Annotated in this window: 21 protein-coding genes; 9 read left to right on the top strand and 12 right to left on the bottom strand. The window is 48.3% G+C overall.

From position 1 onward, the window contains the following. The first annotated feature begins 150 nt into the window (after positions 1–150). The 5 genes from prs (at position 151) to ICL55_RS13015 (ending at position 7,739) form a co-directional block, all read left to right on the top strand. Entirely contained in the window at positions 151–1,080 is a 930-nt protein-coding gene (prs, locus tag ICL55_RS13035; protein ID WP_188097719.1) for a ribose-phosphate diphosphokinase, read from the top strand. Between the two features lie 141 nt (positions 1,081–1,221). After that, entirely contained in the window at positions 1,222–1,677 is a 456-nt protein-coding gene (locus ICL55_RS13030; RefSeq protein WP_188097718.1) for a GNAT family N-acetyltransferase, read from the top strand. Between the two features lie 115 nt (positions 1,678–1,792). After that, positions 1,793–5,329, top strand: coding sequence for a SusC/RagA family TonB-linked outer membrane protein (locus ICL55_RS13025; protein WP_188097716.1), 3,537 nt, complete (start codon positions 1,793–1,795; stop codon positions 5,327–5,329). A gap of 11 nt (positions 5,330–5,340) precedes the next feature. Further along, on the top strand, positions 5,341–6,831 hold the full coding sequence (locus ICL55_RS13020) for a SusD/RagB family nutrient-binding outer membrane lipoprotein (protein WP_188097714.1): 1,491 nt from the start codon (positions 5,341–5,343) through the stop codon (positions 6,829–6,831). Positions 6,832–7,028: 197 nt separating this feature from the next. Continuing rightward, the gene (locus ICL55_RS13015) at positions 7,029–7,739 is read left to right on the top strand and encodes a DUF2490 domain-containing protein (RefSeq protein ID WP_188097712.1); all 711 of its coding nucleotides are present in this window, start codon (positions 7,029–7,031) and stop codon (positions 7,737–7,739) included. A 141-nt stretch (positions 7,740–7,880) separates the two neighbouring features. On the opposite strand, the gene ICL55_RS13010 is transcribed toward ICL55_RS13015, so the two are convergent. The 3 genes from ICL55_RS13010 to ICL55_RS13000 form a co-directional block, all read right to left on the bottom strand. Continuing rightward, positions 7,881–8,360: a YcxB family protein gene (locus ICL55_RS13010; protein WP_188097709.1), complete on the bottom strand. Its 480-nt coding sequence runs from the start codon at positions 8,358–8,360 to the stop codon at positions 7,881–7,883. 22 nt (positions 8,361–8,382) lie between these two features. Further along, entirely contained in the window at positions 8,383–8,925 is a 543-nt protein-coding gene (locus ICL55_RS13005; protein ID WP_188097705.1) for a hypothetical protein, read from the bottom strand. Positions 8,926–9,483: 558 nt separating this feature from the next. After that, positions 9,484–12,813 carry a vitamin B12-dependent ribonucleotide reductase gene (locus tag ICL55_RS13000; RefSeq protein WP_188097701.1) on the bottom strand — a complete coding sequence of 1,110 codons (3,330 nt, stop codon included), beginning with the start codon at positions 12,811–12,813 and terminating at the stop codon, positions 9,484–9,486. Positions 12,814–13,148: 335 nt separating this feature from the next. Here ICL55_RS13000 and ICL55_RS12995 point away from each other — a divergent pair, with 335 nt between their 5' ends. After that, the gene (locus ICL55_RS12995) at positions 13,149–13,907 is read left to right on the top strand and encodes a phosphoglycerol geranylgeranyltransferase (protein ID WP_188097699.1); all 759 of its coding nucleotides are present in this window, start codon (positions 13,149–13,151) and stop codon (positions 13,905–13,907) included. Between the two features lie 105 nt (positions 13,908–14,012). On the opposite strand, the gene ICL55_RS12990 is transcribed toward ICL55_RS12995, so the two are convergent. Then, positions 14,013–14,741 carry a LytR/AlgR family response regulator transcription factor gene (locus ICL55_RS12990; RefSeq protein WP_168870486.1) on the bottom strand — a complete coding sequence of 243 codons (729 nt, stop codon included), beginning with the start codon at positions 14,739–14,741 and terminating at the stop codon, positions 14,013–14,015. 100 nt (positions 14,742–14,841) lie between these two features. Beyond that, positions 14,842–15,891: a sensor histidine kinase gene (locus tag ICL55_RS12985; protein WP_188097696.1), complete on the bottom strand. Its 1,050-nt coding sequence runs from the start codon at positions 15,889–15,891 to the stop codon at positions 14,842–14,844. A 225-nt stretch (positions 15,892–16,116) separates the two neighbouring features. Between ICL55_RS12985 and dxs the strand changes: the two genes are divergently transcribed. The 3 genes from dxs (at position 16,117) to ICL55_RS12970 (ending at position 20,424) form a co-directional block, all read left to right on the top strand. Beyond that, complete coding sequence (dxs, locus tag ICL55_RS12980; protein WP_188097694.1) at positions 16,117–18,042, top strand: 1-deoxy-D-xylulose-5-phosphate synthase; 1,926 nt, start codon at positions 16,117–16,119, stop codon at positions 18,040–18,042. Positions 18,043–18,146: 104 nt separating this feature from the next. Then, a complete protein-coding gene (locus ICL55_RS12975; protein ID WP_188097692.1) occupies positions 18,147–19,187 on the top strand; it encodes a ferredoxin--NADP reductase in 1,041 nt (346 codons plus the stop codon). A 94-nt stretch (positions 19,188–19,281) separates the two neighbouring features. Then, entirely contained in the window at positions 19,282–20,424 is a 1,143-nt protein-coding gene (locus ICL55_RS12970) for a PAS domain-containing protein (protein WP_188097689.1), read from the top strand. Positions 20,425–20,430: 6 nt separating this feature from the next. On the opposite strand, the gene ICL55_RS12965 is transcribed toward ICL55_RS12970, so the two are convergent. From ICL55_RS12965 to ICL55_RS12935, 7 genes are all read right to left on the bottom strand, one after another. After that, positions 20,431–20,811 carry a hypothetical protein gene (locus tag ICL55_RS12965; RefSeq protein ID WP_188097687.1) on the bottom strand — a complete coding sequence of 127 codons (381 nt, stop codon included), beginning with the start codon at positions 20,809–20,811 and terminating at the stop codon, positions 20,431–20,433. A gap of 168 nt (positions 20,812–20,979) precedes the next feature. After that, positions 20,980–21,693 (bottom strand): HAD-IIB family hydrolase, encoded by a 714-nt coding sequence (locus ICL55_RS12960; RefSeq protein WP_188097684.1) that lies wholly within the window; start codon positions 21,691–21,693, stop codon positions 20,980–20,982. A 148-nt stretch (positions 21,694–21,841) separates the two neighbouring features. After that, a complete protein-coding gene (locus ICL55_RS12955; RefSeq protein WP_188097683.1) occupies positions 21,842–22,555 on the bottom strand; it encodes a pirin family protein in 714 nt (237 codons plus the stop codon). A gap of 143 nt (positions 22,556–22,698) precedes the next feature. Then, the gene (locus ICL55_RS12950; RefSeq protein ID WP_168870494.1) at positions 22,699–23,109 is read right to left on the bottom strand and encodes an OsmC family protein; all 411 of its coding nucleotides are present in this window, start codon (positions 23,107–23,109) and stop codon (positions 22,699–22,701) included. Positions 23,110–23,300: 191 nt separating this feature from the next. Further along, on the bottom strand, positions 23,301–23,930 hold the full coding sequence (locus ICL55_RS12945) for an NAD(P)H-dependent oxidoreductase (RefSeq protein WP_188097681.1): 630 nt from the start codon (positions 23,928–23,930) through the stop codon (positions 23,301–23,303). Positions 23,931–23,941: 11 nt separating this feature from the next. Further along, on the bottom strand, positions 23,942–24,469 hold the full coding sequence (locus ICL55_RS12940; protein WP_188097678.1) for a YceI family protein: 528 nt from the start codon (positions 24,467–24,469) through the stop codon (positions 23,942–23,944). A gap of 53 nt (positions 24,470–24,522) precedes the next feature. After that, positions 24,523–25,395, bottom strand: a complete 873-nt coding sequence (locus tag ICL55_RS12935) for a pirin family protein (protein WP_188097676.1) — start codon at positions 25,393–25,395, stop codon at positions 24,523–24,525. Positions 25,396–25,495: the final 100 nt, after the last annotated feature.

Here is a 25,495-nt window from a genome sequence, read left to right as displayed (position 1 = left end):
AACGAATCATTGGACGTACTAATCTATCAAATTTAACGTTCCACCCGCAAATGAAAAGTTAAAAAAGCGGGTATGCGACAGTGCTCGGGCGCAAAAATATTAATTATCAGCCTTATAAATAGCTTATTTTTACCTCAATTCACCATTATCATGCCACAGAAGATCATTTTTGCGACACAGCACTATCAATATCTGAAAGACCGTATACGCTCACTGCCAGACGCCCCCTGGGAAAACGGAGAGCTGGAAATCCGCGATTTTCCGGACGGAGAACACTATCACCGCATTGTCAGCGAAATCAGCAACAAGGAGGTGATCCTGATAGGCGGCACCATCGACGATAAAGCAACACTCGAATTATATGACCTGGCCAGCGGCTGCATACAGCTGGGCGCCCATTCCCTCACCATCGTGATACCCTTCTTCGGCTATTCCACCATGGAAAGAGCGGTCAAATATGGGGAAATCGTTAAAGCCAAAACAAGGGCAGTACTTTTTTCTTCACTCCCCAACACCTCACGGGGCAACCGCGTCATGCTCATAGACCTCCACGTGGACGGCATCACCTGGTATTTCGAAAATGATATCCGCCCGGTACATCTCTATGCGAAAGACTTTGTAAAGGAAGCGGCACTGGAACTGGCGGGTGGCCAACCGTTTGTACTGGCCAGCACCGACGCCGGCAGGGCCAAGTGGGTAGAATCGCTGGCCAACGACTTTCACGTACAGGCCGCATTTGTCTTCAAACGCCGCATCTCCGGCGAAGAAACAGCTATCACTGCTATCAGCGCTGATGTGAAAGATAAAATTGTGATCATCTATGATGATATGATCCGCACCGGCGGCTCCCTGCTACATGCCGCAGAAGCCTACCGCGATGCCGGCGCACGCGACATCTATGTCATCACCACCCATGGCATCTTCGCCGGTAACGGATTTCAGAAAATCAAAGACAGCGGTATCATCAAAGGCATCGTCTGCACAGACACACACCCTAACGCACTCCTTATCCACGACGAGTTCCTCCAGGTCAAATCCGTTGCTCAACTTATCGTGAACGCTGTCAACGCTAAAAGCTAACTACTGCAAATCAGCCCGCATCCTTATTTTCAGCCTGCCCCTTGGCAGGCTATTTGTTTTACTGCCGGCAGGTGACCGACTGTAGTATGTGCTTCCGGCACGCGTTGTACCTTTGTGGCACACCTCATCAAAAAATAATCAATGCTGGATTTTCGTATAATCGAGTACGGTAGTTGCGACTACCACGACATGGTAGCGCTTCGGGATGAAGTACTCCGGAAGCCGCTGGGGCTAACATTTTCAACTGAATACCTGCAGCAGGAAATCAATGATATCCTCGTCGGAGGGTTTCAGCAGGAGGGCGAAAAACAACTGCTCGCAGGTTGCTGCATTCTCACACCTGTCAATGAAAACACAGTACAGCTGCGGCAAATGGCGGTTTCTCCTACGCTGCAGGGAAAAGGCATCGGCAGGGAAATTATCCTGTTCTCAGAAACAACAGCAGTGAACAACGGGTTCGGAATACTAACGATGCACGCACGCAAGGAAGCCACAGGCTTCTATCAGAAACTGGGCTACGAAATCTGTGGAGAAGAGTTTACAGAAGTGGGAATTCCACACTACGAAATGAGGAAAAACCTGATAAAATCAATTTAAGCCCATTGTAAAAGGGCTTTCGATTGTATTGTTATTTGATATGTATTGTCCAGATAACAATAAGCAGTCTGCAAGAGCTGCACAAAAAATTTGTAACCAAATCAAGCACTATACAATGAGAAGCCATGTACTAGCCTGGTCGGGGCTGTGCTATGCCTTTTTCTGCTATACCCCCAGCAGCGCATACACGAAACCCGAAAGGTATCTCACCGTCCAGCAGCAGCCTGCGGATACTACCGTTCCGGTTGTTATCAAGCCAGCTGCTGCTGACACTGCCGCTAAACCCCGGCAGGATACCGCCAAGAAACCCACACAGGATTCCGTAAAACCCACACAGGATACCAGTAAACCTGCACAGGGCACTGCAAAGCCCCAACAGGATACTTCGGCGCCCAAACAGGATTCTGCGAAACCGAAACAAGACACAGGACTGATCCTCCCGCCAGATGACGCCACCATCAAAAAGGAAATCGGACAGTTTACGCTTAATGGCCTCGTAAAGGACGATAAAGCCACACCCGTTCCCGGTGCGCTCATCCGTAACAAGACTGCCGGCACCAATGCCCAGTCTAATCCGGATGGTAAGTTTACCATCAAGGCCAGGCAAAATGATACCATCACGATAACTTCGCCAACGTTCGGGGACCAAACGATCATTGTTGAGAAAAAAGAACCTTTAACCATTACGCTCACACCTGTAAATGCCAACAAAAAAGTATTGGGAGAAGTGGTAGTTACCGCCCTCGGTATCAAGAAAAACCCACGCTCCGTAGGTTATGCCATGCAGGAAGTAAGCGGTAATGCTGTACAGGAAGCGAAAGAAGTAAACTTCGTCAACGCCCTCACCGGTAAAGTGCCCGGCGTACAAATCAATACCAACACCGGCTCCATGGGCGGCTCCTCTAAAATCACCATCCGCGGGGTGAAATCCATCCTCGGGGATAACAACGCCTTCTTCGTGATAGACGGGGTACCCATGCAGAACAACAGCACCAACGATGCCGGTCAGCTCAATGGCGGCGGTGGTTACGACTTCGGCAGCCCTCTTCAGGACATCAACCCGGAAGATATCGAAAACATCTCCGTGCTGAAAGGCGCAGCCGCCACAGCCCTCTACGGTAGCCGCGGCGCCAACGGCGTAATGCTCATCACGACTAAAAAACGCCCGGACGTTGAAAAAGGCATCGGTGTCACCTACAGCCTCAACGCCCAGATCGATCAGGTATACAAACTGCCCAGCTACCAGAACATGTACGGCGGTGGCGCAAGCCCCCGCTTCGATACACTCTATTATAACCAACACCCCGAAGCGTTCCTCAACGAACAAAGCGCTGCATATGATGATAATAATGGCAAAGGCCGTTATGATCTGATGCCGCAGTATTACGAAGACGCTTCCTGGGGGCCGCGCCTGGATGGCCGCCTCGTGCGCCACTACTGGTCATGGGATAAAAACAAAGGCAATCCGCTCTTTGGTCAGACAGCCCCTTGGGAGGCACATCCCGACAACGTGAAGGATTTCTACCGCACCGGCTTTACCCTCACTAATAATATATCCATGGCCGGTAGTAACGACAAAGGCGGCTTCCGCCTGTCTTATGGCAACATGAACCAAACCTTTGTGCTGCCAAATGCTACTACCAGCCGTAACAACCTGTCGTTCAACGGTAACTACGAAGTGACCAAAGGCGTTAGGGCAGTGGCCTCCGTCAACTACGTAGGACTGAAAGCCAAAGGCCGCCCCGGTACCGGCTTTACCGGCCCCAACCCGGCCCTGCAGTTCACGATGTTCGGACAACGCCAGCTCGACATCGAGAAAGAGAAAAACTTCAAATACAGCGATGGCTCTCAGATCACCTGGAACCGTAAGTCGTGGAACGATCCGGCAGTGCAGTTCAGCAACGGCCCCTACTGGAACCGCTACATGGACTATGAAACCGACAGCCGTAACCGCCTCTTCGGTTATGCCGGCGTAGACATCGATGCTACCAAATGGCTGTCCTTCACCGGTCGTGTATTCATGGACGATTACAACACCCTCGAAGAAGAAAGGACCGCCAAAGACTACCTCATCGGTGGTTATATCAAAAGGGTACGTACTTCCCGTGAAATGAACTATCAGGTCACTGCCGACATCAAAAAAGATTTTAGCAAAGATTTCCAGTTGAATGCAAGCATAGGTGGCAACATCATGCACCGCAAATGGACCACCACCGGCGGTAGCACCCAACAGGGCCTGCTGGTAAAGAACGTGTACAACCTGAACAACTCTGTGCAGCCGGCTAAAATTATCGATGAGTTCTTCGAAAAACAGATCAACTCCGCTTTCGCCACTGCCAACCTTGGTTACAAGAACATGCTGTTCCTCGACCTCACCGGCCGTAGCGACTGGAGCTCCACCCTGTTAAGTGGCAACAACCAGTACTTCTATCCGTCAGCATCCCTTTCTTTTGTCTTCTCTGATCTGCTGAAAGAATGGAAATGGCTCACCTTCGGTAAAGTAAGAGGAAGCCTCGCTGCCGTAGGCAACGACGCAGATCCATACCGCATCTACGACACCTACGAATTCCAGCCGCCTTTTGGCAACTATCCGGTAACACAGGCTTCTGCTACCAAATACACCAGAGACCTGAAACCAGAACGTACGACTGAAATAGAAACAGGGGTTGAACTGAAATTCCTCGATAATCGTATAGGCGTCGACTTTACCTACTATCGCCGCCGGACCAGAGATCAGCTGATCTACCTGTCACTGCCCGCAGCTACCGGCTATACAACGGCATATGCCAACGGTGGGGAAGTGGAAAACAAGGGTATTGAAATTGGCCTTAACCTGAATCCTATCCGCCTGAAAAATGGCTTCCGCTGGGACATCAACGCCAATCTGGCCCGCAACCGTAACAAGCTGCTCAGCATGAACATCGACCAGTACAATACCAACCTTCCTGTGTATCTCATCGGCACCGACCGCCGTACACAGAAAGTATCTGTAGTAGCGATGGTAGGCCAACCGCTGGGCACACTTATCGGTACCGACTATACGTACCTGAACGGACAAAGGGTAGTGGATGACAAAGGCCACTATGTACCCACCACCACCAGCGTTCCTCTCGGTAACGCCTATCCGGATTATGTAGGCGGTGTTACCAATACTTTTACATATAAAGGTATCTACCTGTCAGCACTGGTCGACTTCCAGCATGGCGGCAGCTTCTTCTCCTACACCAATCTGTACGGTGAAAAATCTGGTCTGCTGGAAACCACGGTGGAAAATGGTATCCGCGAAAACGGCATCATCGTGCCGGGCGTAACAGCGGATGGTCATCCCAACAATGTTAAAATCACCGCTCAGGACCATTTCGCGGCCAACGGTGGCAACGTTATCAGCCGGGCCAATATGTACGACGCCAGCTACATTTACCTGAGAGAAGCAAAAATCGGTTATAACCTGCCGGAATCATGGTACAAAAAGATAGGAGCGCAAAGCGCCCGCCTTTCCCTCTATGGCCGTAACCTGTGGCTGATCAAGTCCAACGCGCCTAACGTCGATCCGGCCAACATCATCAACTCCTCTTCCAATATACAGGGGATTGAAGGAGGAGCACTGCCTTCGCTGCGCTCCTATGGTTTAAACCTGAATGTATCATTCTAAAATTTGTGACGATGACCAACAAGATTCTAAAATATAGCTCCGCTTTACTGCTGCTGGCCGCCATGGCGTTTACCGGCTGTAAAAAGCTCGATGATATCAATCACGACCCAACCAAACCCACCACTGCGGAACCGCAGTACTTACTGGCCGGCGCGCAAAAGGCCGCTATGGACGTACTGTACAGCGGTTTGCAGAACGGGTATATCGCCATGCACTATGCCCAGTACTGGTCAGCCAACTCCCGTACAGACGACAGCCGCTACAAACTGGATGAAGGCAACAACTCCACGATGTGGAACAACCTTTACCGTATCTCGCTGAATAATCTGGAAACAATTGTACGGCAAAACGCCACCCAGCCGGCAACACCGCAGCTGGCCGTTCAGACAGCCATTGCCCGCGTTTCCGCCTGCTGGATATACCAGATACTGGCAGATGCCTATGGTAACGTGCCTTACTCTTCCACTTTCAAACTGGACGAAGGCAATCTCAAACCCGGTTACGATGACGCTAAAACCGTGTATGGCCACCTCCTCGATACCCTGCAGGCACAGATCGCCATATTCGATGCAAATAAAGGGGTAGCCGCCACCGGCGATGTGATCTACAACGGCAGCGCCGACAAATGGGCCAAACTGGCACATTCTCTGATGCTCCGTATAGCCATGCGCATGGCCGACGCAGACGGCGCCAAAGCCAAACAGATCATCGAAGCCCACTATCAACAGGCTTTCACCAGCAATGACGATAACGCACAGTTCATTTACCTGAACGCAGCACCTAATAAATTTCCCTTCAACGATTCTGAAAGGGAAATCCCTGATTTCTTCGTCAGCGCCACACTGGTGGATTACATGCAAACTACCGGCGATCCCAGGCTGCCCATTTACGCCCGTCCTTCCAAAGACGACAAATCACTGACCGGCATGCCTTATGGCTGGGCCAGCGCAGACGCGAGCAGACCCTCTCCGGGCCACTATTCTTACCCCGGTACTCAAATCTATAGCGCCACCATGCCAGGCATCCTGATGAACTATGCCGAAGTGGAATTTATCCTGGCAGAAGCAGCTGCCCGCGGCATGAGCGTGGGAGAAGCCTCCACTCATTATATCAATGGTATCAAAGCCTCTGTTGAATACTGGAAAAAACTGACCAACAACACCGGCATAACGGACGCAGTGGTTGACAAGTTTGTAGGGGGAGTGCCTTACGATGCGGCCGACTGGCGCAACGTTATCGGTACGCAGAAATGGCTGGCGTTGTATCCGCAAGGGTTCCAGGGCTGGTATGAAAGGACAAGGCTCAATTTCAAAAAGCCGGGTGGCCAGGCATTTTTCATCGCGCCCGTTTCCGGCAGCATGGACCAGTCAGCGCCTTTTGTGCCGTATCGCCTTACTTACCTGGTTACGGAACAGGCACAAAACCAGGCCGCCTACACAGAAGCCGCCAAGGCGATCGGTGGTGATCAGAAAGGCACTAAACTATGGTTTAACAAATTTTAAGATAATACTCACTCAACTAAAACAATCAGCCGGCGCCTGCTTCTGCAGGCGCCTTTTTTATACCCATCACCCTGTAAACCCTGTTAATCGTCCTGCCTTTCATGCCTTTCTCCTGTCTCTAAATATCAAAATCAAAAAATTCGTAAACGATTCTGCCTTATCTTTAAGCCCCCCTATAATAAGTTTTAAGCGATTTTATGAAGAATGTACTGTTATTACTGGTCGTAATAGCCCTGTCACGCTATGCTACGGCCCAAGAAACCACGCATGCCTATCAACATTGGTACACTTATTTCGGGAATGTCAAAATCAATCAGCGCTGGTCTGTTCCTTTTGACGTACAGGGGCGCATCCGGGATGGCATCAGCAATAAAGGACAACTGTTGATGAGAGGGGGACTGCAATATGCCATTACGCCGCAACATCAGGTATTATTGGGTTACGCCTTTGTGCCTACCTATAACAATGTCAGCAATACCTGGTTGCCGGAGCATCGGATTTTTGAGCAATACATCTATAAAGCTCCGAAAATTGATATGGCGCATCGTTTCCGGCTGGAACAGCGCTGGGTAGCTCAGCCAAACAGTCCGGATGCCCATTCCGCCATTGGTGACTGGAAATATGGCAACCGTTTCCGTTATTTCAACCGTACCCAGCTGAACCTCAAACACCAGCAGCAGGCTACCCGCTTTTATGTGGCTTTGCAGGACGAAATATTCCTGAACCTGTGGGGTAATGATATCAGCAACCTCTTCTTTGATCAGAACCGTTTTCTGGCGGCTTTTGGATATAAGCTGAGCGGCTCCCTTAAAGCCGATATCGGCTATATGAACCAGTTCCTTCAGGGAGGCAACGGAGCGCGAAATATGAACCATATCCTGCATTTCGCAGTTTTCCAGCAACTATAATTGTCTAATGAGATGATTAACAGGAAGATAAATATATAGCCATCATATTCAAAAAAAGGTCGGGTAAGATTTTACTTATTGATAATCAATTATCTACAGGTAAAATCTTACCCGATTTCTTTAGAAATGAATGATAATCAATTATTTATTAAGTGGCTCTACCATTTCCTTAAATCCCTGATAGGCATCTTCTGTTTTAAACGCGCTGATGGGAATCAGGAAAAAGGTCTTTTTGTCACGATAGAGAAAGAAGAATTTTTTGGTTTCCACCACTTTGGAGAAGTTGTTCCAGCTGATGGAACGCAGGTGGTCGCTGGAGCGGGTAGATATCTGGATACCTTCTTCGGAGTAGCGAAGGTGGATATCATCTTTGAAGGTGGCTGCTTTGTTATAGATGGAGATAGGGAGGAGGTACCAGAAAACGAGCCCGAGCAAGAGTACCATGATGGTAATGCCAGAGAGGGCGCCAGGCGTGACCAGGTTATAGCCATAGCCGGCAATAGTGGCCAGCAACAGAATAATAAGGGTGTTACGGAACACCTTTATTTCTCCCCGATGCATAAAATGATAGCGTAATGCGTGCAATACATCTCCCTTGTTATAACTAAACTCTAACTGCATTAGGCTCCTGGCAAAACGAATTTTATCTGTTTACGGAAATCGACATAGGATTATCCATTTCATCACGTACAGTAACAGGTGCTTCTTTCTTACGGTTGCGCTTCATGGTGGAAAGATATTCCTCATTGAAGCCCGGAAAGTTTTTCTTGATGAAAAGGAAATATTGCTGTAAGGTCTTCGGATCCACTTTAAAAGGGAATGCCGGCTCCTTACCACTTCCTTTCAGGAAGTCGTTGGTGTTTATTTTGGTTTCGTTTTGTAAATACCATTTGTATAGGTCCACAATAGCTTTTTCCAACTCTGCTTCATCTACTTTCTCACCTGTCTCTACGCGGGGAAATAATAATACAAATTCTTCTACCCTTACAGGTTTGGACTTATCATTATTCTTGGCATTATTACGGTTATCGTTGTTATCACCGTTTTTATCTCCATTGTTGTCCCCGTTCTTGCAACTGGCAGTGGTATTGTCTCCGTTACCATTACCGTTGCCTTTAACAGTGTTGGCATTTGCTGAAGTGGCTGCGGCCAAAACTACCAACAGCATGAACAACAGCTTTGTCATAAGGCATCCAATTTTTCGAGTCTTAAAAATACACTAATATTCCGAGATTTCTAACCCTGAAAAAAAATACGTATAACCACGTATACCTCCTGAAAAAACAAAAGCAATGGACGAACCATTGCTTTCGAGAGTCATTTACAGTGCATGATGAATCATGCGGTGTAGGAATATTTGGTTTTTCATAGGACAGTAACCATAATAAAAATTAATACAATAACAAATATAATAAAATTATATGGTGACAGAAGGAGAAGTCTAAAAATTAAATATTTTCTAATATGAGATCGAAAAATCTCAGAAATAAAAATTAAAAGCCTTGAAATTAGACAAAATGAAATATGAGATTGTCCCTGCATCGGGAGAGGTGGAGAGAAAGCAACCAGAAAACGGTGCTTAAATCAGGGTCTTTTTAAAAAAGTAAGGGCGCCTAGAAAAGCGCCCTCAATTTGTTACTATCCTATGAAAACCCTATTTGAATACAAAGATAAGTGCATGTTATTTTTCTTTGAAATTTTAAAGGCACAATAACATCTCGTTAACAAGAGTTGCAACACCGATTCAGCTACAACCCATGCTGTTACCGCAATTCAGGCACTTGTAACATGTGCCTGATCTTACTGTGATATGTCCGCAAACGTTACAGGCAGGGGCATCACGCTGCATACTACGCAAATAATCCTGCGTGCTGCTCTCTCCCTGATGCGCCGCAACTGCTTGCTGCTTGGGCGTTTTAGGCGTGTTCGTTGGTTGACTGTTACTAACGGTTACACGCATACCGGATAAAGATGGAGACTCCATCGGCTTGTCTTCGTCTTCCTCATCTTCTCCTGTATTCCCCGGTGCATCCAACACATGCACCAGGTCTGTGCGCCCCAGATATTCATACCCTAATACCCGGAAAACATAGTCCACCAACGATGTGGCGGATTTAATATTAGGATGGTCCACCATCCCGGCAGGCTCAAACCGTGTAAATACAAACTTGTCCACAAACTCTTCCAGCGGAACACCATATTGTAATCCCACAGAAACCGCTATGGCAAAGCAATTCATCATGCTCCGCAAAGTAGATCCTTCTTTCGCCAGGTCAATGAATATTTCTCCCAGCGTACCATCATTGTATTCACCCGTACGGAGGAAAATAGCCTGACCTCCGACTTTTGCTTTCTGCGTAAATCCTCCCCGCTTGGATGGAAGTGTTTTCCGCTCTACAATGCGTGATAACTGCCGCTTCAGCGTGGTGTCCTTGCTGGCCATCATCCGCCTGTTTACTTCTTCCAGCAACTCATCAATCGTCGCCTGTTCAAGATCGGGCAGCTGCACAGCGGTAGCTGTTACGGTAGCTGTCGCATCTGCCTTTTTCTTTTTATCGGTCTTGTTGCTCAACGGCTGACTGAGTTTGCTGCCATCACGATAAAGCGCACAGGCCTTGAGTCCCAGCTCCCAGCTCAGCATATAGGCATCTGCAATTTCATGCACTTCCGCTTCATGCGGCAGATTGATGGTTTTGGAAATAGCACCGGAGATAAAAGGCTGTGCAGCCGCCATCATCCGGATATGGCCATGTGGATGAATATACCGCTGTCCATGTTTGCCACATTTATTAGCGCAGTCAAACACCGGTAAATGTGACTCCTGAAGGTAAGGAGCCCCCTCTACCGTCATAGTGCCACATACATAGTCATTGGCCGCTTCTATCTCTGCATCCTGGAACCCGAGCGCATGCAGCAAACTGAAATCAAGATTAAAATATTGCTCGGGCACAAAACCCAGTCTTTGCAGACAAGCTTCACCGAGCGTATATACGTTAAATACAAACGAGATGTCAAAGGATGAAGCTACCGCCACATCCAGCTTTTTCAACTCTTCGGCGATAAACCCTTTTTCGCTCAGCGACTGATGATTGATGTAAGGCGCGCCGGCAAAGGAACCGGTGCCCTTCGCATAGTCAACGATCGCTTTGATCTCATGCGGCTGATAACCCAGGTTATGCAATGCGGTAGGGATCGACTGATTAATGATTTTAAAATAGCCGCCGCCGGACAACTTCTTAAATTTCACCAACGCAAAATCCGGCTCCACGCCCGTCGTGTCACAATCCATCACCAGCCCAATGGTACCGGTAGGAGCAATCACTGTGGTCTGCGCATTACGGTAACCATATTTTTCACCGGCCTGTACGGCTTCATCCCAGGCCCTTGTAGCGGCTTTCAGCATATAGTCGGGACAATACCGCGCATTGATGCCACGCGGCGAAATTTCAAGCCCTTCGTAAGCCTCTGCGGCATCATAAGCGGCGGCCCGGTGGTTGCGCATTACCCGCAACATATCTTCGCGGTTTTCTTCAAACCGTGGAAACGCCCCAAGGTGTGCCGCCAGCTCAGCAGAAGTCTGATAAGCCACTCCGGTCATAATAGCCGTGATAGCCCCGGCAATACCACGCGCCTCTTCGCTGTCGTAAGAGATACCGCTCACCATCAGCATAGAACCCAGATTGGCATATCCCAACCCCAGCGTACGATAATCATAGCTGAGCTGCGCTACCTCTTTGGAAGGGAACTGCGCCATCAGCACAGAAATCTCCAGTACCGTGGTCCACAGTCTGACAGTATATTCAAAGCCCGGCACATCAAAAAGGTTCTTTTCTTCATCGAAGAACCGCCGCAGGTTCACAGACGCCAGGTTACAGGCCGTATTGTCCAGGAACATGTACTCGGAACAGGGGTTGGAGGCATTGATGCGGCCCCCTTTCGGACAGGTATGCCATTCGTTGATGGTCGTATCATACTGGGTACCCGGATCGGCACAGCGCCAGGCCGCATAAGCAATCTGGTCCCACAGGTCGCTGGCCTTCACTGTCTTTACCGCCTTACCGGTGGTACGCGCTATCAGGTCCCAGTCACCCTCGGCAGCCAGCTGCCGGAAAAAGCTGTTGGGGATACGAACGGAATTGTTGGAGTTCTGCCCGGATACCGTCCGGTAAGCCTCTCCTTCATAATCGGATGAATAACCGGCAGCAATCAGCGCTCCCACCTTTTTCTCTTCTTCCACTTTCCAGTTGATGAAATCCAGCACCTCCGGATGGTCCAGGTCCAGACACACCATTTTGGCTGCCCGACGGGTAGTACCGCCCGACTTGATAGCCCCGGCCGCCCGGTCTCCGATTTTCAGGAAGCTCATCAGGCCACTGGAAGTACCGCCACCACTTAATTTCTCACCTTCCCCCCGGATGTGGGAGAAGTTGGTACCTACGCCGGAACCATACTTGAAAATCCGCGCTTCCCGCATCCAGAGGTCCATAATACCCCCATCACCCACCAGATCATCGTCTACGCTGAGGATAAAACAGGCATGGGGCTGAGGTCGCTCATAGGCGGAAGTCGACTTCTCGAGGTGACCGGTATTTTGCTCTACATAATAATGGCCCTGTGGCTTGCCTTTGATACCATAACTTTCATACAGACCGGTATTGAACCACTGGGGCGAATTAGGCACACAGGCCTGGTTCAGCATGCTATACACCAGTTCATCATAGAATATCTGTGCATCTTCCGGGGTGGCAAAATAACCATACCGCTCGCCCCAGGCACGCCAGCAATTGGCCATACGATGCACTACCTGTCTGACCGACGTTTCGCGGCCCAGGCTACCATCTTCCTGGGGTACGCCGGCCTTACGGAAATACTTCTGCGCCAGGATATCCGTCGCGATCTGCGACCACCCCTGAGGCACCTCTACATTGTTCATCTCAAACACCACATCCCCACCGGGATTACGGATCACCGAAGAGCGCAGGTCATACTCAAACTGTTCATACGGACGCATCCCTTCTTTGGTAAAGTACCGGGAGAAGGCCATGCCACGCTTGCTGCTTGCTGGATTTTTCATACCCAAAATTTTTTCCAGGATTAAAAAGAATATGTGAAAGGGGGGTACGCTAAAATTAGTTTTAAAAAGTCTCGGGCAGCTGGATTATTTTGCACAACTTGTGGATAATTGTATCAACACTTTCGGGGCAGGATTGTTATACACCAGACTGACACCATAAAATCCGGCTTAAAATTTGTCGCTAACAGAGATTTGCCTGAGTGGATGCGTCTTGAAATGCCATAGGTATCATGCGGTTCATGAATAGAAAATGAATTGCATGCATATTTATTTAGCATTGTGGGTTATTAATAAAAATATTATACATTTGCGACAACCGGAACAATGCGCTATTGATGTACAATAAAATATACACTTCGTTCATCGAAAGAAAGGCTAGGAAAGAAAAGGCATTCGCGGTTTTAATTGATCCGGATAAGGTAACTCCTGCTGGCATCATTGAACTTGCGACCAAATGCACCGCTGCCAAAGTTGATTATATCTTCCTTGGCGGTAGCCTGGTTATCACCAATCATCTGGATGAATGCGTGCAACAATTGAAAGCCAGTTGCGATATTCCTGTTATTTTGTTTCCAGGAAGCCCTTCGCAGGTTTCGAGATATGCAGACGCACTCCTTTATCTTTCCATGATTTCAGGCAGGAACCCTGAGTTATTGATCGGTCAGCACGTAGTATCCGCTGCGGCTGTTAAAAAAAGCCAGCTGGAAGTGATTTCCACCGGCTATATGGTCATTGACGGAGGTGCTCCTACCACCGTTTCCTACATCAGCAATGCAACGCCTATCCCTGCCGACAAGGCGGATATTGCGATGTGCACAGCCATGGCAGGGGAGATGCTGGGCATGAAAGTGATCTATATGGACGCCGGCAGCGGTGCCCGTAACCCCATCACTGAAACCATGATCAGCAGAGTAGCCAGCCAGGTGGAAGTACCCATCATCGTGGGCGGCGGTATCCGCGACGCTGAAAAAGCTTACCGGAACTGCAAAGCCGGCGCCGATATCATCGTGGTAGGCAACGCCATCGAAAATGACATCTCCCTGATCAAGGAACTGGCCGATGCTGTACACGCTACAGCCCCCATCACCATTTAGTCACCTGGTCATTTAAGAATTTAGATATTAAAAAAAATGCAGCGGAGATAACCTCCGCTGCATTTTTGTAATATCTAAATATCAAAATAACTAAATATCAAAATATTACAGGCTCATCATCTCCTTAAATTTAACGGCCTGCCGACGGCTGACCTCAATTTTTTCACCACCCTTCATCTCCAGCAATAACCCGCCATTAAAGTAAGTGTCGATTTTTTCAATCATCCGCAGGTTCACGATATGTTTGCGGTTGGCACGGAAAAATACCCGCTCGTCCAGCCGCTCTTCAAGGGCGTTCAGCGATTTCAGGATCAACGGCTTGTTGCCCTCGAAATATACCCGCGCATAGTTACCCACGCTCTCAAACAGCCGGATCTCCTGCAGTTTTACAAACCAGCAACGATCGCCGTCTTTCACAAATACCTGGTCGTTCTCCGACAAAAGCGTACGTATCCCTCCGGAAGCTGCCAACCGGTCTTTCTCGTCCTGCTGGTGCAACTTGTGGATGGCGTCCGCCAGCCGCTTAGGCTCTACCGGCTTCAACAAATAATCCAGCGCATTGTATTCAAATGCTTTCAGGGCATATTCGTCATAGGCAGTCGTGAAAATCACCTGAGGTGACTTCTCCAGCTCGGCCAGCAAATCAAAACCCGTTTTGTCGGGCATCTGAATATCCAGAAACAGCAGGTCAGGATGCAGATTCTCTATCTTCTCGATACCATCCTTCGCGTTCACTGCTTCTCCCACCACCACTATCTCCGGGTGATCTGCCAGCAGTTTTTTCAGTTCACTTCTGGCCAGGCGTTCATCATCTATTATCAATGCTTTTTTCATTGGCAATATGAAGTTTGGTTGATGACAATTTTTTTATCAACATTTAAAGCCATAGCCAGGCTCAGCGCCCTGCTATAGCGGTTTCCGAATAACAAGTGAATCAGAGTAACGGCATCACCACGCGTGCTTCCACCGTTGCCTCATCTTTATTCCTGATCTCAAAGGTAGCCCTGTTTCCGAACAAAAGGCTTAATCGTTGCCGTGTGCTCTCCAATCCAAAACCATGGCCGTTTACCACATTCTTTTCTACCAGTTGCCCGGTATTTTCAATCATAATTTCATGCTCCATCCCTTTCAGGCGCGAAGCAATAAACACCGTCCCACCGCTCACTATTCTGGAAATACCATGTTTGATGGCATTTTCTACCAGTGTTTGCAACATCATGGGAGGCACCTGTAGTTCCAGTGTGTCCGGATCTATCTCATACCGCACCTGCAACCGTTCCTCAAACCGGATATGTTCCAGTGCAAGGTAATCTTTTACAATATTTAATTCATTTTCCAGGCTAACAGTCTCTACCTTTTCAATAGCCATGGAACTGCGGAGAATATTGGACAGTTCTGTGATCGCCGTCCTGGCCCGCTGCGGATTCTCGTCCACCAGCGCCCGGATACTGTTCAGCGCATTAAAAATAAAGTGAGGGTTCAGCTGGGCTTTAATGGTTTTCAGCTCCAGTTCCTTTACCGTAGTCTCCAGCTTCAGCCGGTCTACCTGCGCAGTCCGGTTACGGTCTACATAGTGCCAGATGAAATAAATCACCCACCAGATAAAAGAAATGGCAAAAGAGGCCAGATAGCCCCTGTCAACAAGGTTCAACAGGAAGTTTTTGCCCTTCGGGCGATTGCCCACCATATAATCCAGCACCAGGTTGTACACAAAGTACCATACCAGGCTCGTACTCATCACCAGCACCAGAAAGATAACCAGTTGCTTTTCAAAGTTATAGCTACCCCAACCTTTGAACTTGTTCAAAAGTGTTCTGAACAAGTGAGTGGTAGCAATACCGCACATCGTGAAAATGATCATATAGATCACCGCCGCATGCAGATTTGGTTTATTCAGGGTGAAGTTGAAAAATACGTTGACCAGAAAATATACAGACCACCCCAACAACTGCCCCCACCAATATTTGGATACTTGTTTAAGCATTAAATCAAATTAGTAAACTTCCCCAGTATTCCAAAAATACCTTATGCCCCTGCCCACCGAAACCTAAATGTTATAAATGGCGAATCAGAACCGGTAAATGGCGAATCCCCTGTACCGAATGGCGGATTAACAGGAAATAGGGGGTTTTTCCCGCCAAATGTCGCCGGATAACACATATTTTTTAGTAGTTTTGTTTTTAATTAAACCCTGAACCATCAAAACAATATGAATATCACGGCCGGTTCACTTTTAAGCCAGATAAATTCCCCAGCGGATTTGAGAAAGCTGAGTAAAGATCAGCTGCATCAGGTGTGTGAGGAACTACGTCAATACATTATTGACGTAGTCAGTGTGCATGGTGGCCACTTTGCCGCCAGCCTGGGTGTTGTAGAGCTCTCTGTAGCCCTGCATTATGTCTTTAATACGCCTTATGACCAACTGGTATGGGACGTAGGACACCAGGCTTATGGACATAAAATCCTTACCGGCCGGCGCGAGGCCTTCCCGACCAACCGGAAATACAAAGGCCTTAGCGGATTTCCTAAAAGAGACGAAAGCGAATACGATACTTTCGGAGTAGGGCACTCCTCTACCTCCATCTCTGCTGCATTGGGTATGGCCATGGCCTCCCACTACAAAGGAGAATTCGACCGTCAGCATATTGCCGTTATCGGCGATGGCGCCATGACGGCCGGTATGGCTTTTGAAGCCCTCAACCACGCCGGGGTGGCCAATGCCAACGTGCTCATTATCCTCAACGATAACTGCATGTCCATTGACCCCAACGTGGGCGCACTCAAAGAATACCTGACAGACATCACCACTTCGCCCACCTACAACAAACTAAGGGACGATGTATGGCATCTGCTCGGTAAACTGCCGGTAGGCAAACGCTTCACCCGTGAAATGGCCTCCAAACTGGAAGCCTCCCTCAAAGGTGTCGTGTCCAAATCCTCCAACCTCTTTGAATCCCTTCAACTGCGGTACTTCGGTCCGATAGACGGTCATAATATCACTAAACTGGCCGATACCCTGCAGGACCTGAAAGATATTCCCGGCCCTAAACTACTGCATATCGTTACCACCAAAGGTAAAGGCTATGCCCTCGCAGAAAAGGACCAAACCACCTGGCACGCGCCCGGCCTCTTCGACAAAATCACCGGTGAAATCTTTAAGAAACCGGTCGACAGGCCACAACCGCCTAAATACCAGGACGTTTTCGGTCATACCATCATTGAACTGGCTGAAAAGAACGAAAAAATCATCGGTATCACGCCCGCCATGCCTTCCGGCTCCTCCCTCAAATTCATGATGGAGAAAATGCCCGACCGCGCATTCGACGTAGGTATCTGCGAACAACACGCTGTTACCCTCTCTGCCGGTATGGCCACCCAGGGCATGCGCGTGTTCTGTACCATCTATTCCTCCTTCTTCCAACGTGCCTTTGATCAGGCCGTACATGATGTGGCCATCCAAAACCTGCCGGTCATCTTCTGCCTCGACAGGGCAGGCCTGGTAGGAGAAGACGGTCCCACCCACCACGGCGCCTACGATATTGCCTATATGCGCAGTATCCCCAACGTGATCATCAGCGCTCCCATGAATGAAGAAGAGCTGCGTAACCTGATGTACAGCGCCCAACTGGAAGAAAATACCCATCCATATGTGATCCGCTACCCACGCGGACAAGGTGTGATGCCTGAATGGCGTACGCCGTTCAAAGCCATCAAAGCCGGCACCGGCCGTAAAATCCGTGACGGTAAAGAAATCGCCATCCTGTCTTTCGGACATGTGGGCAACTTCGTTACCGAAGCCTGCAAAGAGCTGATCAGCGATGGGCTGCAACCAGCACATTACGACCTCCGCTTCGTAAAACCACTGGATGAAGCCATGCTGCACGAGGTGTTCCGCAACTTCAACAAAGTGATCACCGTAGAAGACGGCGCCACCACCGGCGGCGTTGGCAGCGCTGTACTGGAGTTCATGGCACAGCACCACTACAACGCACAGGTTAAAATGCTCGGTATCCCCGACAAAATCGTTGAGCATGGCAAACCGGAAGAACTGTACCGCGAATGCGGCTATGATCCATCCGGCATCGCCCGTGCTACCAGAGAAATGTTGCGGGAAAAAATCACCGTTACCGTATAACAATTACGAATTACAAATGGAGGGCTTCCTTGTAGAGCGGTTATTAAGTAACCTTTCTAAAAGGAAGCCCTCCATTCGTAATTTGTAATTCGTAATTTTGCCAGATGTATTTGCAACTAAGGATTGTTGACATCAAAAACGAAACACCCGGTACCAAGACCTACTATCTCGAAAACACGTCACCGGAACCTGTGGTATATCAGGCTGGACAATTTCTCACGTTTGTCATTCAACTCAATCATAAAGAACATCGCCGCTCTTATTCCCTTAGCTCTACACCCGGAATAGACCCGGTAATGGCTGTCACGGTCCGTGAAAAAGAAAACGGCGAGATATCCCGCTATCTGCTGCGGACGTGGAAAATCGGCGACGTCCTGACGGCCCTCGAGCCTTCCGGCAGGTTCACCTTTGAGCCTTCTTCCGAAGAACGCGATATTTTTCTCTTAGCCGCCGGCAGCGGCATTACCCCCGTGTTCTCCCTGCTCAAACAAATGCTCAGGGATGAACCGGCCTCTAAAATCACCTTCATCTACAGCAACAGCACCCCGGAAAGGACCATCTTCTATAAACAGCTGCAAGCCCTCGAACAACAACATCCGCAGCTTAAGATCCTTTTCCTCTTCAGCAATGATCCCGAAAGCCATCATGCTTACCGCAGGCTCAATAACATACTGCTGGAACTACTGGTCAACGAACACCTGCTGTATCATAAGGATGCCGCACAATTCTTCCTCTGCGGCCCTCCGGAATATATGCGCATGATCATGCTGACCCTGCATTTTATGGGCTTCCGGGAAGCACAGCTGCATAAAGAGAACTTCGTCATTACCACAGAAGCCAAACTGGCGCATACTTCGCTGCCCACTGATGACACGCCTCGCGAGGTCAACATACTGCTGCGCAACGAAACCTATACATTGTCTGTCCCTGCCAATCAAACCATCCTCAGCTATGCGCTGGAGCATGATGTTCCGCTCCCTTACAGCTGTAAAGGTGGTGTATGCGGCTCGTGTACCGCCCAATGTACCCGGGGGAAAGTCTGGATGTCTGTCAATGAAGTACTCACCGACAAAGAACTGGCGGAGGGACTTATCCTTACCTGTGTGGGTTATCCCGCCAGTGAGCAAATTGAAATCGAATTATAAATATTCAAAATGTAAATAGTTTTATTAATCATATTACTCTGATTATTATTTTTTACATGCGAAGATTTTCGTTAATTTTTAGCAAATTCGAGAAATGCAACGCTCCCCAATTAAGACGGCAGGTTTGTGTTTGCTTTTTGTAATCATTGTTATCAATGCTTATCTCCTCACCGGAAGCGAATCATCTACTCAAAAAACCTGGCTTATACTCAATGAAACTGTACTCTGCAGCGCCTTTCTGCTGTTAACCGCCACGCTTATACGTAAACAACCGGTTTCCCAGTTTGAAAATCTGTACATCAATCATCCTATCCCTATGTGGATCTACGAAAAGGACTCGCTCCGCTTCCTGTTCGTCAATGAAGCCGCTTGTAAAAAATATGGCTATACGCGTCAGGAATTCCTGGCACTCACGATCAAGGATATACGGGAAAATGAAGAACTTGATGCGTTGATGGAAAATGTCCGCGACCGCTGCAATGGAGCAGAATACCGCGGCATTTGGAAACATCGTCGTAAAGATGGCCAGAACTTCTTTGTAGAAATCTACGCGCATTCTGCTTTCTACCAGGGCAGGGAAGCCCGCTTTATCATGGCCAAGGACGTGGATGAACAGGTACGCGCGGCCAAGGAAGCCCATCAGCTGGGCATCCGGTATGAACTGCTGGCACAGGCTACCAATGATGCCCTCTATGACCGCAACCTCATCACCAATGAAGTGCTGTGGAAACACGGGCTTGAAAGCATGTTCCAACATCCTACCCAGCCGGACACCGATCTGTTTATCTGGTGGAAATCCAATATCCATCCGGCCGACGGCCCCGCAGTCATGGCATCGCTGGATACCTGCCTGCAAAACAGGAGCAGCTCCTGGTCACAGCAATACCGCTTCCGCTGTTCCGATGGCACGTTCAAATACGTGGTGGACCGGGCGTTCATCATCTATGAAAACGACCGGCCCACCCGCATGATAGGCATCGTACAGGACATCGACCAATACGTAAAACAGGCGGTACGCCTCGAAAAACAAAATAAAACCCTGCGGGAAATAGCCTGGATCAATTCACATGAAATACGCAGGCCAGTGGTGTCTATCCTTAGCATCACCAACCTGTTTGACAAAAGCAATCAGGACGTGCATCTCAATTCCAGGCTGATGGAATGGCTGCACCAATCCACCCGGCAGTTGGATGAAATCATTCACAAAATAGAACACAAGGTGAAAAGCATCGAATAATGCCGGCTACAGTTCACTGTCCATAAATTGGTTGAAATCTTCTTTCAGCTCAATAAATAATTTCTGAAAAATCTCCATACGGTTGGACATGGTATCATAGTCGCATATGGGTCGGTCGTCGTGGATAACCGTTGGTGGCTGCTCGGCCGAGAGTTTTTTGGCACATTGTTTCAGATCGTGGAACATTTCATCGGCAACTTCGCGCTGCCTTAACAAACGGTTCTCAAAATGTTCTACCCTTGACATTACTTCCCGGGGCGCGGAACTGAGGGCTATTTGTTCCAAACGCTCCCGCATCATCTTTGCATCTTCTCTTACTTCATTTACTTCTTCCTTCCAGGAATTGATCTGCTCAGTCAGATCAGTTGGCTGTGTTGTAATTTCCATGGTGTATTGATTTAGCCATTAACAATAATGATTCATCATTACCCAAGCAAGTTTTTCAATATCCACTTTAACTGTTTACATCCCACTACTATTGACAAAGATCCACTTCTAAGGTACGACCTTTTTCAATGCGGCCCTCACAACTTTTGACCTTCTTTCCGGTATTGTTTATAAAAATCTGCCGAACTCCGGAAACCATGCCATCGCCTCCAGAATGCCACCTGTACCGCTGCGGCTCGCTTGCAGCACATTGTGCATACCCACTGTACGGGTCAGCAATTCCGGCTCAGCATCACCCACTACCACACCTTTAAATCCCATTTCATACATGGAAAAATCATTCATGGAATCGCCGGCCACCAACACCTCATGATGCGGCAATGCCAGCACTCCTAACAATTGTTGCAGGGTATTTCCCTTATTCACACCGCGAGGTAAAATATCAAGATATTTTCCGGCAGACAACACAAGATCACAATGTAACGATTCGGCTATCTCCCTTGCGGTGTCGATATCTGTGGCATCATCATAGTAGTAGGAACAACGGTACTGCTGCTGTGCCTCCTGATGCAATAACCCCTTCACCGCTTTCAGTTGCTCACGCACCTGATCACCGGGCCACAACCGGGCAATGTCCGACTGCACCGGCTCTACCGATACTAGCGAAGCCAGATGCGTAACGGTAGCACCTACATCACAAATAATATACTCCGGCCGGGGAAGACTGGTATCTTCCAGCAGGGTAAGCACGCTACGTATACCCCTTCCCGTTACAAACACCAATTGAATATCACTTCTGCTGCGGACCAGCTCGTATAACTGCGCTTTGTCTGCCGCGGAGCCGGCCAGAAATGTTCCGTCTAAATCTGTTGCTAATAACATTTGATAGTCGTCTGTTGATCGGTAATATAAAGGCTTTGTACCGGGAATACAACCCCGATCGCATGTTTAACAAAAATAAATAACAAGAGACCAGCCTTTCGGCGGTCTCTTGTGTATATAATAAGTCAATATATAAAGAAGCGAAAGATCAATTCAGCATGGGTACATCTATCAGCAAAAACGTTGCCGGCTTCACAACTTCCACTGTTACCTTTTCGTAATCAGATAAACCGATCGCGTCACGTGTCTGCAACACTTCATCGGCCACTTTCACTTCTCCACTGAGGAGGAACAGGTAACTACCGATACCCGGCTGCTTCGGTGTCAGGTCCACCTTTTGTCCCGCTTCAAATTCACCCAGTGAAAACCAGGCATCCTGATGAAGGCTCAGCGCATTTTGCGCGCCATCCGGGGCAACCACCAGCTGCAGAGCATTGTGGCGTGCAGCAGGATCAAAAGCACGTTGGTCATAACGCGGCGTGATATTCCTTTCTTTGGGGAATACCCATATCTGCAGGAAACTCACGTCGTCTGTTTTAGATGCATTAAACTCCGAGTGTACGATACCGCTACCGGCGCTCATCACCTGTACATCGTTTTTCCGGATCACGCCTCTTGTACCTGTATTATCGCGGTGTTCCAGGCTACCATCCAGCACAATGGAAACGATCTCCATATTATCGTGCGGGTGCGCGCCGAAGCCCATACCGCCTTTTACCTGATCATCGTTCAACACACGCAAGGCGCCGAAGTGGATCTTATCAGGATTATAATAATTGGCAAAGCTGAAAGAATGATGGCTTTTCAACCAGCCATGATTGGCATAACCTCTGTCATCTGCACGTTGTATAATCTTTTTCATAGCTATTGTTCTCCTTATTTTTTACACTACAAAGGTCGGTATAAAGGAAGGGGAATGAAATGGATGATCTGTTGAAAAACGTGGACAAAAAAAATGCAGCGGACATCCCGCTGCATTTTCCCATAAAATTTATTGAACGATGGTTATACCAGTACGGCATCCATGGTAATATTGGTGTTCAGCAGTTTGCTGATAGGGCAGTTTGCTTTTGCATCCGCGGCCATTTCAGCAAACTTGGCGGCATCCAGGCCGGGAACGCTGGCTTTCACTTCCAGGTGGCTGGAGGTAATAGCGCCATTTTCCAGGGTGATGGTGCATTTGGTATCGATGTTACCAGGCGTTAAACCAGCGCCGGAGATCACGAAGCTCAGTTTCATTGTGAAACAACCAGCATGCGCTGCTGCGATCAGTTCTTCCGGATTGGTGCCCACACCTTCTTCAAAGCGGCTGCTGTAGGAGTATTGGGTGTTGTTCAACACGGTTGACTGGGAACTAACGGTACCTTTACCTTCTTTACCTGTGCCTTGCCAATTGGCAGTTGCAAATCTTTTCATGTTATTGTGCTTTAAATAATTTGAGGTGATTAATCTGCGTAGAGGCCTCAAATTACAAAAATAAACAGGATTATCATGATCTAAAAAAGATAACCTGGCGGGTTTCCCTGCCAGGTTATCACAATCATCTTTTAATTCTTCCTGTTAGTCTTTACGCTTCTGTTGAATCTGTTGTATCCTTTCCGGCACTATTAAATAACCTCCACTAATTCAGCAATCGGTTTTCTCACTTTCTTTGCGTACTGCATAGCATCATCTTCTGCTCTGAAACCAATAGCTGCAATCACTACAGTAGCCAGTCCTTTATCCTTTAAACCTAAAATTTCGTCGTATTGCGCTGCGTCAAAGCCTTCCATCGGACAGGCATCGATACCTTCGGCCGCTGCGGCTGTCAGTAATGTACCCAGTGCCAGGTAAGCCTGCTTGGAGGTCCACACCGCAGCTCCTGCTGCATCCAGATGGTTCACGGTATTTTTCATGACCCCGGCAAAGCCGGCAAGATCTTCCGGATTGATATTACGCGTAGCGGCTATATTATTCGTATAATCGTCTACGTGGGATTCATTCAGGTCGCGTACCCGGGCAAACACTACCAGATGCGATGCATCCGTGATCTGCGACTGGTTCCACGAGGCCGTTTTCAGCCTTTCCCTGATGGCGGGATTTTCTACCACCAGCATTTTATAAGGCTGGAGACCATAAGAGGAGGCTGATAACCGGGTAGCTGTTGTAATCCTGTCCAACTGGGCGGCAGTCAGCTTCTTCACCGGATCAAATTTCTTCACGGCATAACGCCATTCCAGTTTCTGTATAATATCCATCGTTGTTCCTTTTATGCTTGTTTGATCATTTGTACGCTGGCCAGCAGTTTCACTTCATCACTCAGCAACACACCGCCTGTTTCTGTAGTAGCGTGGAAAGTAAGACCAAAATCCTTACGGTTGATTTTACCGCTCAGCTCAAAACCGGCTTTTGTTTGTCCCCAGGGGTCCACTACCTCACCGCCAAATTCTACGTTCAGCTCTACCGGACGGGTGTTATCACGGATGGTCAGATCACCGATCAGTTTATAGGTTTCATCATCGATCTTTTTCACTTCTTTAGAAACGAACTGCAGTTTAGGATACTGCGCTGCATCAAAGAAATCGCCTGCCAGCAGGTGCTGGTCACGTTGCGCGTTCTGTGTGGTAACGCTGTTGATATCTGCGCTGAAAGAAATATTGGCAGTGCTGAAATCGTTACCGTTTGTTTGCATGGTAGCATCGAATGTACCAAACTGGCCGGTAACAGTAGTGATCATCAGGTGTTTTACTTTAAACTGTACATCACTATGAGTGGGATCAATTTTCCAGGTAGTCATACAAATATGTTTTTGTTTTAGTTTTTATAAATAGATGTGTTTATTGTGTTGTGTTAATTCAGAAAACCCATTTTACCGGCGTTGTAATCGTTGATGGCTTCATTGATTTCCTCCGGTGTATTCATCACAAAAGGACCATAAGCCACAATCGGTTCATTGATAGGTTCACCGCTCAACAATAACATGCTGGTGTCTGCAAGCGCAGTAATGGTGATATCGGTGCCATCATGCTCAAAGAGCACGGTTTCCACGCCTTTGGCGGTGCTGCCGTTGATGTCTGCTTCTCCCTGCATCACGATCGCTATCGTATTGAAGTGCGCCGGGAAGGCCGCTTCTATGGTATCACCTTTTTTAAGCTGTACATCCAGTACGTTTACGGGTGAGAAGGTTTTGGCCGCGCCTTTAACGTCATTATATTCTCCTGCAATCACTCTTACATATCCTTCTTCACTTACTTTCACCACTGGTATTTCAGCTTTGGTGAGGTTTTGATAACCAGGCTTACTGTTTTTATATGCTTTGGGAAGATTTACCCAGAGCTGGGCCATCTCCACTTTACCACCTCTTTTGCTGAATTCAGTTTCATGCTTCTCTTCGTGCACGATACCGGCTGCTGCAGTCATCCACTGTACGTCGCCGGGAGCCAGTTTACCATGGCTGCCTGTAGAGTCGCGGTGTTCCAGTTCGCCCTGATATACCACCGTTACGGTTTCAAACCCTTTGTGCGGGTGCTGGTCCACGCCACGCGGTCTGTTGGTGGGTGGGAAGTAACTGGGTGCACCATAGTCCATCAGGATAAACGGGCTTACCGGGTTGTTCTGAGAACGGGTGCCACCGGGCAGTACACTATGGACCCTGAATCCGTCGCCCACCATGTGGGGAGCAGGTGCTATTAAAATCTGTTTTACATGTTTTGCATTTTTCATAATTGCCTCCTTTAAAAGACAACACAAAAATACATGTTACAACACCTATGCGGAATGGATAAAACGTCTTCCTTGATGGACTTTTTTACCTGGTCCGGTA

The sequence above is a fragment of the Chitinophaga varians genome (assembly GCF_014529945.1).
GTDB lineage: Bacteria > Bacteroidota > Bacteroidia > Chitinophagales > Chitinophagaceae > Chitinophaga > Chitinophaga varians.
This window is presented reverse-complemented; position numbering and strand designations above follow the sequence as displayed.